This is a genomic window from Corallococcus sp. CA049B, from assembly GCF_003611685.1.
Lineage (GTDB): Bacteria > Myxococcota > Myxococcia > Myxococcales > Myxococcaceae > Corallococcus > Corallococcus coralloides.
In genome coordinates this window covers 1-14073 of sequence record NZ_RAWC01000235.1, presented here as the reverse complement: position 1 = coordinate 14073, position 14073 = coordinate 1, and the positions used below count along the sequence as shown (strand labels likewise).

Here is a 14073-nt window from a genome sequence, read left to right as displayed (position 1 = left end):
GCTCCGGAGGGGGAGGGAAAAGACGCCCGCGAGTATCGGAGGCACGGCGCGGCGGGTCAAAGCCCGCGTGGGCCACGCGTCTGGCGGCCGCCTGCCCTGTCGCCTACGCGACGAGGAGCCCCAGGGAACACCCACACGGTCGCGGCATCCTGCGTCAGGAAGGGGCCCGCCTTCGGGCATGTTCCCCCTGACGGGGCGGAGCACATATAAGGCCCCGACCCTCACTTTTTATCGGGAAGCCACGCACGATGGACATCCAACAGAACATCCTCACCGCCATTGGCCACACGCCGCTGGTGAAGCTCAACAAGCTCGTCGGTCCGAACGACGCCACCGTGCTCGTGAAGTGCGAGTTCATGAACCCCGGCGCGTCCATCAAGGACCGCATGGCGCTCTACATCATCGAAAAGGCCGAGCGGGAGGGGAAGCTCAAGCCCGGCGGCACCATCGTGGAGAACACGTCCGGCAACACCGGCATGGGCGTGGCGCTGGCCGCGGCGGTGAAGGGCTACAAGTGCATCTTCACCATGCCGGACAAGATGTCCCTGGAGAAGATCAACCGCCTGAAGGCCATGGGCGCCCAGGTCGTCGTCACGCCGACGAACGTCCCGGCGGAGGACCCGCGCAGCTACTACGAGACGTCCAAGCGGCTGGCCAAGGAGACGCCGGGCGCGTTCATGCTGAACCAGTACCACAACCCGGACAACATCGAGGCGCACTACCACACGACGGGTCCGGAGATCTTCCAGCAGACCGACGGCAAGATTGACTACTTCGTGTCCGGCCTGGGCACCGGCGGCACCATGAGCGGCGCCGGCAAGTTCCTCAAGGAGAAGATCCCCGGCCTGAAGAACGTCGGCGTGGATCCGGAGGGCTCCGTCTACGAGGGCTACTTCAAGACGGGCAAGCTCACCGAGCCGCACGTCTACAAGGTCGAGGGCATTGGCGAGGACATGCTCTGCGGCGCCATGGACTTCAAGGTCGTGGACGACGTGCGCCAGGTGGATGACCGCATGTGCTTCAACGCCGCGCGCCGGCTGGCGCGTGAGGAGGGCATCTTCGCGGGTGGCTCCTCCGGCGCGGCCGTGCACGTGGCGGTGCAGCTGGCGAAGGAGGTCGGCAAGGGGAAGACCATCGTGGTCGTCCTGCCGGACTCCGGCAGCAGCTACATCAGCAAGTTCCACTCCGACGAGTGGATGCGCGACAACGGCTTCATGCAGGAGAAGGGCGCCGGCACGGTGCGCGACATCATCGGCGCGAAGCCCCGCGACCTGAAGACCGCGAAGCGCGGTGACCGCGTGGACCGCGTGGTGGAGACCATGCGCAGCCACGGCATCAGCCAGATGCCCGTGGTGTCCGACGACGGGCGCGCCGTGGGCATGGTGCACGAGTACGACCTGCTCAACGCCCTGGTCGCCAACAAGGTGAAGTTCCAGGACGCCATCGACCCCATCGTCGCCCCGCTCCAGGGCGCCGTGTCCGCCGAGGCCAGCATCGACCGGCTGCGTGAAATCTTCGCGCGCGACAACGTGGCCGTGGTGAAGGACGGCGAGACGGTGGTCGCCATCGTCACGAAGATCGACCTCATCGACTACCTGCACCGCACCGCCGCTTAAGCACCGCGGGCGGAGGCCCTGAAACACCGCGGGCCCGGAAGGAGGAGGACATCCTCCCTTCGGGCCCGTCGTGTTTCGTGAGCGGAGCTGCGGGTCTCTTCAGAGTCCCGGCGGGTCCGGCTTCGTCAGGTCCAGGGCCACCATGTGGTAGCCGGGCCCCACGTGCATGAAGCCGAAGCGCTCCGCGCGGTTCTTGATGGCGTCCAGCTGCGAGTAGCCCAACAGCAGCTTGAAGCCCTGGCGCCGGGCCTCGTCGCGGACGGCGGCGACGATGGCGTTGACCGCTTCGTTGCGGTCCTCCTTGGTCAGCCCGGGCGCGGCGATGATGCCTTCAATCAACGCCACCGAGCTGTCCGTGCGGTACAGGAAGCCCGCCGCCTTGTCCGGCACCACGAAGCCGTACTCCGGCAGGGCCTCCGGCGTCATCGTCTCATCCCACGGCTTGCGCCACAGGTTGAGCAGCTCGTGGTGGACCTTGGGGTCGAAGCGGACGGGCTTCATGGACTAGGAGACGAACGTCGACATGCGCTGCGCGGCGAGCTCGGCCGCGTTGTTCATGCCCAGCTGGGTGAGCGGGTTGCTCTTGTTGGACTTGAACAGGTCGCCAAGGATGTCGGTGACCTTGTTCTTGCCCGTCACCAGGTTCAGCGCGCCGGACAGCAGGCTGTTGCCGCCCGCGCCGTCCATCAGGCCGGAGTTGGCGAAGGTCCCCAGCGCGTTCTTGAGCACGCCGCCGCCCGGGATGAGGTCGGTGGCCGCGCCCAGCAGCGACTGGAGGGGGTTCTTGCCCTGCATCAGGCCGCTGGCGAAGCTCATCGCCGCGCCCAGGAGCGGGTTCACCATCGTCACGAACGGCTTGACGACGTCCATCACCTTGCCGAGAGCCTTGCCGATGCCACCCATGGTCTGATCCTTTTCGGGGAGGGCCGCGCGGGCCCTCGAAGTGAGACTGACAGTGGGATTCTCGGAGGGACGCCGGAGAAGTTTCCGGTTCCGGGATTATCCGAGCCTCCCACCGCAAAGCCCTGGGATTCCAGGGCCTTGGCGGGACGGCTCAGCCCCGGATGGGGCCCTTCTTGGCCTCGGCGGGGTCCACGGCGGCGCCGGGCTTGGGGGCCACGGTCTGGCCGGGCTTGCTGGCGGAGCCCAGCGCGGCGCTGTAGCGCTGCTCGTGGCTCTTGTCGCTGCTGAAGCCGTCGCGCTGCTGGGCGGGGCTGATGACGACCTCGCCGTCGATGATCTTCTGCAGGTGGGTGCCAATCTCCTCCACCGTGGCGATCTTCGGGTCGCGGGCCTTGAGCTCCTCGTCGGGGATGATCTCCAGCTGGGGCGGCTTGTCCGGGTGGATGGCGTAGTCGAGGATCTTCTCCACGTACTGCGCGACGGGGATCTTCAGCATCTCCGCCTGCTGCTTCACGTCGGCGTCCGCCAGCAGCTCCGCGCGCACCACTTCCACGGGGCGCTTCAGCCGGCTGGGCGCCGGAGGAGGAACGACCTCATTGGGGTTGGACATGGGCTTCTCCTTTGGGCGTATTGGTAACCCAGGTCAGCCCTGGAACTCAAAGTGTGGGTCGTTCTGCTACGGCGCCGGGCGGCGGGCGAAGAGGGCGTTGGCCACCTCCGTCATCACCACCTCGCCGTTCTGGTTCACGACCTCCAGGCGCAGCTTGAGCGCGCCGCGGTCCGGCTTGCTCGCGGAGGGCCTCGCCTCCAGCGTCTCGATGCGGATCCGCAGCGAGTCACCGGGGCGCACCGGCTTCTTCCAGCGCAGCTCGTCCAGGCCGGGCGAACCCATGCTGGCGGCCTGGCCCAGGAAGCCCTCCACCAGGAGCTTGTGGCAGATGGCGGCGGTGTGCCACCCGCTGGCGATGATGCCGCCGTAGATGCTCTTGCCGGCGGCGTCCTCGTCGATGTGGAAGGGCTGGGGGTCGAACTGGCGCGCGAACGCGATGATCTCCTCGCGCGTCACCACGTACGGCCCCCGCTCCATGATTTCGCCGACGGGGAAGTCCTCGAAGTAGCGCATGGTGTCCCTTCTGTGGGTGCCGGGCCCGCCGGCGGTTCACTCCGCCCTTCCCTACCCTCCGGCGGGCCTCGCGGCTACTGCGGAAGCGGCTCTTCCGGGTCGGCCACGGACTCCAGCGTGTCCGCGGGCGGCACGGGGCCGCGCCGCACCGGCTCGGCGCGGTCGTCCGTGGGGCCCGGAGGCGTGTCGTGCGCCTCCTCCGCCGCGGCCTCCTCCGCCTCCAGCGCGCGGGCCTGGACGCCGCGGGCCGAAGCCCTGGCCAGCGTCTTCCTGAGCGTCAGCGTGTCGCGCACGGTGTTGCCGGAGGTAATCAGCCGCGCGGTGAGCGTTCCCCCGTCCACCGTCACGTCCAGGAAGCCGTAGGCCTGGTTGTCGCGCAGCGCGGTCCACGCGGGCTGGCTGGAGGGGAAGGGACGCAGCGTGGCGCCGCCGCTGCCCACCACGAGGTACGGGATGCCGCGCTGGGTGCTGGAGGCCACGTTGTCGCCGAACATGGGCTTGCTGCGCTCGTAGTCGTGGTCATGGCCGGTGAGGACCAGGTCCACGCCGTACTTCTCGAACAGCGGGCCGAACTGGCGGCGCATGGTGAGCTGCGAGCCGTGCTCACCACTGGACCACGACGGATGGTGGAAGAAGGCCACCACCCACGGGCGCGTGTTCGCGGCCAGGTCGGACTCCGCCCACGCCTTCTGCGCCGCGAGCGTGCACCGGTCCGCGGACGCCAGGCCCACCGCGCAGTTGGAGTCCAGGGAGATGAAGTGCACCGGGCCCCAGTCGAACGAGTAGTAGCGCTCGGTGCCCTGCGGGTTGTTGGCCGGCAGGTACATGTTGTCCAGGTAGGGCTGCGCCTGGTTCGTCACGTACTCGTGGTTGCCGGGCGTGGCGAACATGGGCACTTCGCGCAGCAAGCCGGCCATGGGCGTGAAGAGGTGCTCCTGGAACTCCGCGTCCGTGCCGTCCGGGTACGCGTTGTCCCCCAGGGCCAGCAGCAGCTCCGAGCGCCACTGCGGCGTGTTCATCACCGCCATCACCCTCCCCTGCATGCTGCCGCCCGTGCCGAAGTCACCCATCGCGGTGAAGTGAGCCTTCGTGGCCGAGGACGTCGTGGACGTCTGGAAGCTTCGCAGGCCCGTCCTGCTGCCGCAGGCCTCCACCACGTAGCCGTAGGTGCGGCCCGCGGCCAGGCCGTCCAGCTTCACCGCGTGGCGCGTGCCGGACACGCCCGCGCTGACGGAGGACGTGAGGCTGGTGCCCTCGCCGTAGCGCACCGTGGGGTTGCAGCTGCTGGCGGTGCGGAAGGCCACGATGGCGGACGTCTGCTTCACGCTCTGCAGGTACGGCAGGCGCGGCAGCGCGGGGCCGGAGTCGCTGGAGGACGGCGGCGCACTGGCCGCGCACGCGCGGGTCTCCGCGATGGAGTTCCAGTCGTTCACCGTGTTGCCGTTGACGGTGATGCGCACGTAGCGCGCGCTGCGCGAGGAGAACGCCACCGTCTGCGCGGACGTGTTGAGCGCGCTGTCACCCGCGTACGCCTGGGTGAAGGTGCTGCCGTCGGTGGACGTGGAGACGACGAAGTGGTTCTGGCGCTCGTTGCCCCGGTGCCACGCGATGGTGGTGCCCGTGAGCGTCTGCGCCGAGCCCAGGTCCATCTGGAGCCAGACGCCCGTCCCCTGCGCGCTCCAGCGAGTGCCCAGGTTGTCGTCTTGCGTGTTGGCGGGGACGTTGCCGTCGTCACCGCTCGCCGTCACCGCCCGGGTGACGAGCTGATTGCAGTTGGACGCGGAGAGCGACTCCGGCAGCGCGGCCGGAGGAACGTCGGAGTCAGTGGGAACGGGCGGTGACTCGCAGCCAGTCGCGAGCCACGCGCCCAGGAGGCAGGTGGGACCAAGCAGTCGGTTACGCATCGCGCCGGCAACGGTGTGTCCCAACCAACATTCCCCCTGCCCCGGAGGGCAGGGCCGGCTGCCTGGAGCGCGAGCGAGCGGCTGGGGACTACTTCACGCGGTCGAGCGCGTGCGCGAGGTCGTCGATGAGGTCCTGCGCGTCCTCGATGCCGACGGACAGGCGGATGAAGCCGTCCGCGATGCCCAGCTTCTCCCGCGTCTCCCTGGGGATGGAGGCGTGGGTCATGATGGCCGGGTGCTCGATGAGGGACTCGACGCCGCCCAGGGACTCGGCGCAGGCGAAGACCTTCACCGTCTTGAGGAAGGTGCGCGCCGCCTCCAGGCCGCCGTGGATGTCGAACGTCAGCATGCCGCCGAAGCCGGTCATCTGCTGCTTCGCGAGCGCGTGCTGCGGGTGCGTCTCCAGGCCCGGGTAGGTGACCTTCTTCACCTGCTTGTGCGTGGACAGGTACTGGGCCACCTTCATCGCGTTCTGCGCGTGGCGGTCCATGCGCACGTGCAGCGTCTTCACGCCGCGCAGCACGAGGAAGCTGTCGAAGGCGCCGGACACGCCGCCCACCGCGTTCTGCAGGAAGTACATCCGCTCCGCGATGTCGTCGCGGCTGGTGCAGACGAAGCCGCCCACCACGTCGCTGTGGCCGTTGAGGTACTTCGTCGTGGAGTGCGCCACGACGTCGAAGCCCAGGTCGAGGGGCTTCTGGAAGTACGGCGTCATGAACGTGTTGTCCGCGACGGAGATGATGCCGCGCTTCTTGGCGACCTCGGCGATGCGCGCCAGGTCGATGAGCTTGAGCATCGGGTTCGTCGGCGTCTCCACCCAGACCATCTTCGTCTTCGGGGTGATGGCCGCCTCGAAGTTCTCCGGCTTGGAGAGGTCCACGAAGGAGAAGTTCAGGCCGGAGCGCTTGAACACCTTGTCGAAGATGCGGAAGGTGCCGCCGTACACGTCGTCGGAGACGATGACGTGGTCACCGGCCTCCAGCATGTGCATCAGCATGTCCGTGCCGGCGAGGCCGGACGCGAACGCGGCGCCGTACTTCGCGCCCTCCAGCGCGGCCAGGCAGTCCTGCAGCGCCTTGCGCGTGGGGTTCTGCGTGCGGCTGTACTCGTAGCCCTTGTGCTCCCCCGGTCCGTCCTGGACGTAGGTGGAGGTCAGGTACACGGGCGTCATGATGGCGCCGGTGGTGGGATCCGGCTCCTGGCCGGCGTGGATGGCGAGCGTGTCGAAGCGCATGGCTTCGCGAACTAACACAGTCCCACCGGCCGTGCAGCGGTCCCTGCCGGTCCCGGAGTCGTCCTACTCGAACTGGCCGTGCCGGCCCGCCCCCTTCGCGAAGCGCGTGGCCCCGGGGATGGACTCCGTCTGGAGCACCTTCACCCCGCCCTCGAACTCCTGGCGCATCGCGTCTTCGAAGGCCAGGTCTCCCTGGGCGTAGGCGGAAGCCCGGTCCGCGTTCATGCAGGCCTGGGGGAAGAAGGCGATTTGAGCGGCCAGCGCCTCCGCCGCGCTCCGGGCCTCGCCCTTCGGCACCACGCGGTTGACCAGTCCCATGCCCAGCGCCTCGGGGGCAGGCACGGGGCGGCCGGTGAGGATGAGGTCCAGCGCGCGCGACAGGCCAATCAGCCGCGGCAGGCGCACGGTGCCCCCGTCGATGAGGGGCACGCCCCAGCGGCGGCAGAAGACGCCCAGCACCGCGTCCTCCTCCGCCACGCGCAGGTCGCACCACAGCGCCAGCTCCAGGCCGCCCGCCACCGCGTGGCCGCTGATGGCCGCCACCACGGGCTTGGACAGGAGCATGCGCGAAGGCCCCATGGGCCCGTCCCCGTCCGGCTCCAGGCGCAGCAGGCGTCCCTCGGACACGGCCTTCAGGTCCGCGCCCGCGCAGAACGTGCCGTCATCGCCGTACAGGACACCCACCTTCGCGTCGGGGTCCGCGTCGAAGGCCCGGAAGGCGTCCGCCAGCTCTTGAGCCGTGCCCGCATCCACCGCGTTGCGGACCTCCGGCCGGTGGAGGATGACGGTGGTGACGGGGCCGTTCTTCTCGACGCGCACGCTCATGGGCGGTGGTTTTCCCCCGCCCCCGGGGCGGCCTGCAATATGAGGGGAGCCATGTCGGACGAAGGCAAACAGGAGACGCAGGGCACAGGTGGCATGTTCGAGAACCGCCTGCGCAAGAACGCGAAGCGCCTGCGCAAGTGGGCCCGCGCGCAGGGGCTCACCGCCTTCCGCGTCTACGACCGGGACATCCCCGAGTACCCCTACGCCGTGGACCTCTACGGCGACCACGCCCACGTCGTGGAGTTCCCCCGCCGCAAGGCCCTCGCGAAGGGCGCCACGGGGAGCTCGGAGCGCGACGAGGTGCTCGCCGCCGTCACCACCGTGCTGGGCGTGCCGCCCGAGCGCACGTCCGTGAAGACGCACACGCCCCAGCCCTGGGGCCGCTCGCAGTACGGCCGCGTGGGAGAGGGCAGCGAGCGGCTGGTGGTGGAGGAGCAGGGCCTCAAGTTCTGGGTGAACCTGGGCGACTACCTGGACACCGGCCTCTTCATGGACCACCGCAACACCCGCGCGCGCGTGCGCGGCGAGGCCAAGGGGAAGCACTTCCTCAACCTCTTCGCCTACACCGGCGCGTTCACCGTGTACGCGGCGGCGGGCGGCGCGGCGGGCAGCGTGAGCGTGGACCTGTCCAACACGTACCTGGACTGGGCGGAGGACAACCTGGTCCTCAACGGCCTGGCGGACCCGCGCCACGTGCTCATCCGCGCGGACGCGAAGGCGTGGCTGGAGGACCAGGCGAAGCATGGGGATGAGAAGTACGACCTCATCGTCTGCGACCCGCCGTCGTTCTCCACGTCGAAGAAGATGTCGGGGACCTTCGACGTGCAGCGCGACCACGTGCGGATGCTGGAACACCTCCGGGCGCTGATGGCCCCCGGAGGCGTCCTCTACTTCTCCACCAACTTCCTGGGCTTCGAACTGAAGGACTCCGCGACCCGGGGCATGGCGCAGGTGGAGGAACTCACCCCCCGCTCCATCCCCGAGGACTTCCACCGCAAGGAGATCCACCGGTGCTGGCGCATGGTGGCCCCCTCGCGGTGAGCGTCAGCCGCTGACGGCTACAGCCAGCAGACGTTGTCCTGGCAGCGCTCGCCGGACGGGCACTCGCAGTTGGCCTGGCAGACCTTGCCGGAGCCGTGGTTCACCGGCTTGCACTGGCCGCTGGTGCAGGCCTGGCCGGCCGGGCACTCGCAGTTGGCGCGGCACACGGTGCCGGACGTCCCCGCGTCGTACGACGGCTGCGTCGGGGGCAGCTTGCACTTGCCGCTGGTGCAGACCTCACCGGACGGGCACTCGCAGTTCACCGTGCAGGAGATGTTGCTGCCCGAGCCCGCGTCCGGCACCGGCTGCTTGCAGTAGCCGCCGTTGCACACCTGGCCGGAGGGGCAGTCGCAGTTGGCGAGGCACGCCTGGCCCGGGTCCGGCTGCGGCGACTTGCACTGGCCGCTGTTGCAGACCTGGCCCGCCGGGCACTCGCAGTTGGCCTGGCACTGGCCACCGGACGGGATGGGCAGGCAGTAGCCCACCTCGCACTTGGTGTCCGCCGAGCACTCCGTCGTGGAGGAGCACGGCGCGCGGCACTGGCCGTTCACGCAGTCGCGGCCCGTGGGGCACTGGGCCTCCGTGGTGCACGCGTTCGGGTCCGTCGGCGGCTTCTGGCACAGGCCCTGGACGCACAAGCCGCCCGGGCCGCACTTGTCGTCCCGGTCGCACTGCTGACGGCACGCGCCGTTGATGCAGAAGTGGTCCGCGCCGCAGTCAGAATTGACCCGGCAGACCGGGGCGCCACCGTCCGAGCCCGCGTCCGGCTTCGTGCCGCCGTCCGTGCCCGCGTCCGGCTTGGTGCCGCCGTCCGAGCCCGCGTCCGGCTTCGTGCCGGCATCCGGCTTGGTGCCGCCGTCCGTGGTTCCCGCGTCCGGCTTGGTGCCAGAGGAGGTGCAGAAGTTGTCCTTGCAGCGGCCGCCCGCGCCACATTCCGAGTCGCGGTAGCACGACTGGGCGCACCAGCCGTTGATGCACATCTGCGTGCCGGGACACTCGCTGGAGAAGACACAGCCCTGCGAGTCGGAGGTCAGGTCCCAGCAGCTGCCGGAGTGACAGTATTGGTTCGAGCCGCAGTCCGACGTGGTGGAACAGCCGTAGCTGGAGTCGTAGTCGTCGTCAGGCCAGTAGCCGCCACCATTCGTCTCGAGGATACAACCCGACAACAGGCCTAACAGCGTAAGGAACGGCACGACCAATGTGCCGCGAAGCGTGATGTTCCTCATGAGTGGGGGCTCCAAAGGAATGGGATGGGTCCGGACCGGCCACCGGGGGGGTCATCCGATTTCGAGAGCCTTCGACGCAAGAGGGGGCCAGATTGATCAAATCTTTTTGATCTTTTTTCGTCGGTCCGGAGACCTACGGGCACGGAGGCAGTGTGCTCGTCTGGACCACCGATACAGACTGGAGGGCGTTCCTGGAAAAGGGTGACGTCCTTCATCGTCGCCCTGAAGGAGAGGCCCTGGTGTTCAGCCGAGGAGCGCGCACGTGGACGGCCACGGTCCCGCCGGAGTCCGGCGTGGACGCGGCGGACGCGCGTGGGCCGGCTTCCGCGGACGAGGCCCGCCTGCGCCTCCTGGTCCAGCGGGTCCAGCAGGGAGACCTGGCCGCCTTCGAGCAGCTCTACGAGGCCACGAAGCTGGACGCGGCGCGCACCCTGCGCCACCTGGTGGGTAACCGCGTGGAGGTGGACGACCTCCTTCAGGAGACGTACCTGCGGCTGCTCACGGCGGTGAAGGGCTTCCGGGGGGAGTCCCGCTTCAAGACGTTCCTCTACCGGGTGTGCGCCAACGTGGCGCTCAGCCATCTGAGGTGGAAGCGGCGCCGGCCGGAGGACCCCTTCGCGGACCCGCCCGAGATGGTGGCGACGGGGGAGGACCCGGAGCGCGCCGCGGAGCGCCGTCAGGCCGCCCGGCTGGTGGAGGCGGCGCTGGAGAAGCTCAAGCCCAAGAAGCGCATCGTCTTCGTCTACGCCGAGCTGTGCGGCATGAGCCCGGACGAGATCGCCGTCGCCGTGGGAAGCTCTCCCAACACCGTGCGCAGCCGCCTGCACCACGCGAGACTGGAGTTCACCGAAGCCATGCAGCGTCTGGTCGTCGCCCGGCCGGTGGGAGGTTCCCATGACCGGTCATGAGACACAGGCCCTGTGGGCGCTGGCCGCGGGGGAGCTGGATGCCGCCGGCAAGGCCCGCGTGGAGGCGCACGTGGCCGCGTGCGCCGCGTGCACGGCGGAGTGGAAGCGCGTGGTGGAGGCCCGGGCGCTGCTGCACACGGCGCGCTCGGTGGAGCCCTCCGTGCGGTGGGAGGAGACGGGGGCGAAGCTGAAGGCCGCCGCGGCGAAGCGGATGGCTGTGCCCGAGCGGCGGTTGCTGTCGCCGTGGGCGATGACGCTCGCGGGGGCCTGCGCCGTCGCGCTGGTGGTGTGGCTGGGTGGGGCGCGCTGGAGGAATGCGGCGCAAGGGCCGGAGTCCCCGGTCGCGACCCGCCCGGGCGCCGGGACTTCCGGCGAGCGGACCGTGCCCGAGGACTTGAAGGCCACCGGGCAGCGTGGCGACACGGAGGGAGCGGTCGCGTCGGGTGCGGCCTCCCCTTCGGCCACTGTGAAGCAGGAAGCGGTCGCGGCTCATTCGGAAACCGCGTCCACCACGGAGGCGGAGCGTGTCACCGGCGCGGTGGTGCGGGAGGCCACCGGTGTGGAGCATGCGCTGGTGGCCGGGATGCGCCTGCGCTCGGGCATGGCGGTGCGGACGCCTCCGAAGGCGTCGGCCGTGCTGCGGCTTCCGGATGAAAGCCGCGTGCGTCTGTCTGCGGGCTCGGACGTGGTGTTCGCCCGCGCCGAGTCCAAGGCGGTGCACCTGACCGTCCAGCAGGGACGGCTGTCCGTGAAGGCCTCGCATGCGCAGCGCGACGCGTTCCTCGTGGAGTCCGCGGGCCTGCGGGTGTCCGTCGTGGGGACGGTGTTCTCGGTGGAGCGCACGGCGGCAGGGGCCGCGGTGGCGGTGCTTGAAGGACGCGTGCGCGTGGACGCGGAGGGTCAGCCTCCTCGCTTCGTGGACGCGGGCGAGCGCGTGGAGCTCGCGGGCACGGGTGAAACCTTGAAGCCTCGCGCGCTCTCCGCCGGAGACCGGCAGGCGTTCCGGGACCTGCGGGCCGCGGAGCCCAGCGCTGAGGTCGCGAGCGTCGTGCACTCGAAGAAGGGACCGTCACGCGTTGAAGTAAGCCCGTCCGTTGCCACCCGCGACACGCCCGCGGAGGCGCGCACGCCAGCTCCCGGAACCCCGCCCGTGGAGAACAACGCCGCGCCGACACAGGCCGTCGCGCAGAAGACGCCCGATGCTCCGGCTCCTGAAGCGCCGTCGCAGGCCATCATCCAGAAGACGCCCGATGCTCCGGCTCCCGGAACACCGTCGCAGGCCGTCGCACAAAAGACGCCCGACGTGGAGAACAACGCCGCGCCGTCGCAGGCCGTCGCCCAGAAGACGCCCGAGGCTCCGGCTCCCGAGGCGCCTCGCACCGCCGTCGCCCAGGCTCCGGCGCCCCCTGCCGTGCCCGCGCCGGGGGAGGCCCTGGCCCAGGCGCACGCTCCCAACACGGAGATTCCGCAGGCCGTGCGTCCGCGCGAGCCCACCCCGTCCGACGACTTCGCGCCCTACCCCGGCACTTCGGCGGGCTCGCTCGCGTCCTCCTCGCCCACGCCGGGCGCCGTGCAGGCTCCCTCCATGGCTCCGGCCACGCCCTCGGAGCCTCGCAAGCGCAAGACGCTGGGGGGACTCGTTCCGGGCGGACTGCTGTCGGACGACTCCGACGAGCGCTTCCTCGGCTACGCCAAGGTCCAGACGGCCGGCACCACGTGCGGGCAGTTCCTCGTGGGACTGGGGGAGATCGCCTCCGCCAGCCCTCGCACGAGCCACCGGGAACAGGCCCGCATCCTGCGCGGCCGCTGCTTCAACCGGCAGCACCAGCCCGCGGACGCGGAGGACGAGTTCCGCCAGTACCTCCGCGAGTTCCCCAACGGCCACTACGCCACCGAGGCCCGCATCGCCCTGGGCATGTCCGCCGAGCCCGAGCCCGGCGCCCCCGCGAAGACGCCCGCGCCCGTGACGCCGCGCTGGAACGGGTCGCCCCAGCGCGTGCCCGTCAGCCCCGGGGTTCCTCGTCGCTGGTGAACTCCGCGTCCACCTCGCCCCCTTCGCTCCGGGGGCGGCGGAACGCGGCGGGGCCCTCCTCCGAGGGCTCCACCTTCGCGGCCGTCTCCTGCGGGTCGAAGCGCCGGGCGTCCTGGAACGGATCCACGCCCGGAACAGGCCCGACCTGCGTGAAGCGCACGGTGCCCGACCGCAGCGTCTGCTCCAGCGAGCGCCGCACCCGCGCCGTCACCACGCGGCGCACCGGCGGCACCATCAGCGCAAGCCCCATCAGGTCCGAGATGAACCCCGGCGCGATGAGCAGCGCGCCGCCCACCATCACCAGCACGCCGTTGAGCAGGCCCTCCTCGGGCACGCCGCCACCGGCCATGGCCTCGCGCCAGTTGCGGAACACCTTCTCGCCCTGCCTCCGGGCGATGAGGCTCCCCAGCACGGCGGAGGCCGCCAGCAGCGCGAGCGTGGACCCCAACCCGATGTGATGCCCCAGGGTTATCAGCAGGTACAGCTCCGCCAGGGGCAACAGGATGCAGACGATGACGAGGGCCTTGAGCACGCTGGCACGTTAACGCCAGATTCACTCCAGCGCTCATTGCCGGACAGACACGCCGTGTCTTCCGCCCTACAGGGCCCCCGGCGCCCCCCGGCTCACTCCCCGTTGAGCTTCGCCATCAGGAAGCTCATCACGAAGTAGAGGAGGGCGAAGCCACCCACCGCGAAGAGCACCAGCCGCGACGACAGCGACATGCGCTCGGACGGCAGGCCCAGGCTGTGCACGCGCTCGGCCCGGTCCATCGCCTCCTCCAGGCCGGGGGTGATCTCCATGGGCTTCGCCGTGCGCCGGTAGTGCTCCGTGCGCAGGTACTGCTCGACCACCCGCTCCGTGGCGGAGCCCGTGAGGACCTCTCCCAGCTGCGGGTCGAACAGCCGGAGCTGGGCCTGGTGGGCCAGCCCGGCGGCCTCTGTCAGGGCCTCGCGGATGAGGTCCTCACCATCCACCAGCGGCACGCGCAGCTCCGCGCCCACCACCCGCTTGCCGTCGCGCAGGGGCAGCACCTCCACGGTGCCTGGCCCCAGGTCCCACTCGCGCACGCCGTCCGGGCGGTCGGTCCCCGGGCGCGCCGCCAGCAGGGCGTCCACCCGGGCCATGTCGAAGGGGGCGCCTTGGGTCCGCGCCTGAAGGACCAACTCGTAACTCACGCGGGTTGCGAGTATACGCCGCGCGGTCGCTCCCGCCTCTTTCCCTCCGAGACGCCTCGATGAAGCCCACCTCTCCCCCCCGCTC

The 14073-nt window shown here is 70.1% G+C and carries 14 protein-coding genes; 4 read left to right on the top strand and 10 right to left on the bottom strand.

The features are described 5' to 3' along the window. Positions 1–248: 248 nt before the first annotated feature. Positions 249–1616, top strand: coding sequence for a pyridoxal-phosphate dependent enzyme (locus D7W82_RS33290; RefSeq protein WP_120622164.1), 1368 nt, complete (start codon positions 249–251; stop codon positions 1614–1616). A gap of 99 nt (positions 1617–1715) precedes the next feature. Here D7W82_RS33290 and D7W82_RS33285 read toward each other — a convergent pair whose 3' ends face one another. The 7 genes from D7W82_RS33285 to D7W82_RS33255 form a co-directional block, all read right to left on the bottom strand. Further along, positions 1716–2117, bottom strand: a complete 402-nt coding sequence (locus tag D7W82_RS33285) for a hypothetical protein (RefSeq protein ID WP_120622163.1) — start codon at positions 2115–2117, stop codon at positions 1716–1718. 3 nt (positions 2118–2120) lie between these two features. Beyond that, positions 2121–2519, bottom strand: coding sequence for a hypothetical protein (locus D7W82_RS33280; protein ID WP_120622162.1), 399 nt, complete (start codon positions 2517–2519; stop codon positions 2121–2123). A gap of 151 nt (positions 2520–2670) precedes the next feature. Beyond that, entirely contained in the window at positions 2671–3129 is a 459-nt protein-coding gene (locus D7W82_RS33275) for a hypothetical protein (protein ID WP_120622161.1), read from the bottom strand. Between the two features lie 66 nt (positions 3130–3195). Then, complete coding sequence (locus D7W82_RS33270; RefSeq protein ID WP_120622160.1) at positions 3196–3642, bottom strand: MaoC family dehydratase; 447 nt, start codon at positions 3640–3642, stop codon at positions 3196–3198. A 74-nt stretch (positions 3643–3716) separates the two neighbouring features. After that, complete coding sequence (locus D7W82_RS33265) at positions 3717–5546, bottom strand: discoidin domain-containing protein (RefSeq protein WP_120622159.1); 1830 nt, start codon at positions 5544–5546, stop codon at positions 3717–3719. Between the two features lie 88 nt (positions 5547–5634). After that, positions 5635–6780 carry a cystathionine gamma-synthase gene (locus D7W82_RS33260; RefSeq protein WP_120622158.1) on the bottom strand — a complete coding sequence of 382 codons (1146 nt, stop codon included), beginning with the start codon at positions 6778–6780 and terminating at the stop codon, positions 5635–5637. Positions 6781–6843: 63 nt separating this feature from the next. Continuing rightward, positions 6844–7605: a crotonase/enoyl-CoA hydratase family protein gene (locus D7W82_RS33255; protein WP_120622157.1), complete on the bottom strand. Its 762-nt coding sequence runs from the start codon at positions 7603–7605 to the stop codon at positions 6844–6846. A gap of 51 nt (positions 7606–7656) precedes the next feature. On the opposite strand from D7W82_RS33255, the gene D7W82_RS33250 reads away from it, so the two are divergent. Then, positions 7657–8646, top strand: a complete 990-nt coding sequence (locus D7W82_RS33250; protein ID WP_120622156.1) for a class I SAM-dependent methyltransferase — start codon at positions 7657–7659, stop codon at positions 8644–8646. Positions 8647–8663: 17 nt separating this feature from the next. On the opposite strand, the gene D7W82_RS33245 is transcribed toward D7W82_RS33250, so the two are convergent. After that, on the bottom strand, positions 8664–9812 hold the full coding sequence (locus D7W82_RS33245) for a hypothetical protein (protein WP_233588093.1): 1149 nt from the start codon (positions 9810–9812) through the stop codon (positions 8664–8666). Positions 9813–10111: 299 nt separating this feature from the next. On the opposite strand from D7W82_RS33245, the gene D7W82_RS33240 reads away from it, so the two are divergent. Together D7W82_RS33240 and D7W82_RS33235 are read left to right on the top strand one after the other, a co-directional pair. Then, a complete protein-coding gene (locus tag D7W82_RS33240; RefSeq protein WP_120622154.1) occupies positions 10112–10780 on the top strand; it encodes an RNA polymerase sigma factor in 669 nt (222 codons plus the stop codon). Beyond that, on the top strand, positions 10767–12812 hold the full coding sequence (locus tag D7W82_RS33235; RefSeq protein WP_120622153.1) for a FecR domain-containing protein: 2046 nt from the start codon (positions 10767–10769) through the stop codon (positions 12810–12812). Before D7W82_RS33240 ends, D7W82_RS33235 begins: the two co-directional genes overlap by 14 nt. Here D7W82_RS33235 and D7W82_RS33230 read toward each other — a convergent pair. Both D7W82_RS33230 and D7W82_RS33225 read right to left on the bottom strand, forming a co-directional pair. Then, complete coding sequence (locus tag D7W82_RS33230) at positions 12784–13344, bottom strand: FxsA family protein (RefSeq protein ID WP_120622152.1); 561 nt, start codon at positions 13342–13344, stop codon at positions 12784–12786. The two genes, D7W82_RS33235 and D7W82_RS33230, sit on opposite strands and share 29 nt — an antisense overlap. A gap of 92 nt (positions 13345–13436) precedes the next feature. Beyond that, on the bottom strand, positions 13437–13988 hold the full coding sequence (locus tag D7W82_RS33225; protein ID WP_147439690.1) for a hypothetical protein: 552 nt from the start codon (positions 13986–13988) through the stop codon (positions 13437–13439). Between the last annotated feature and the right edge of the window lie 85 nt (positions 13989–14073).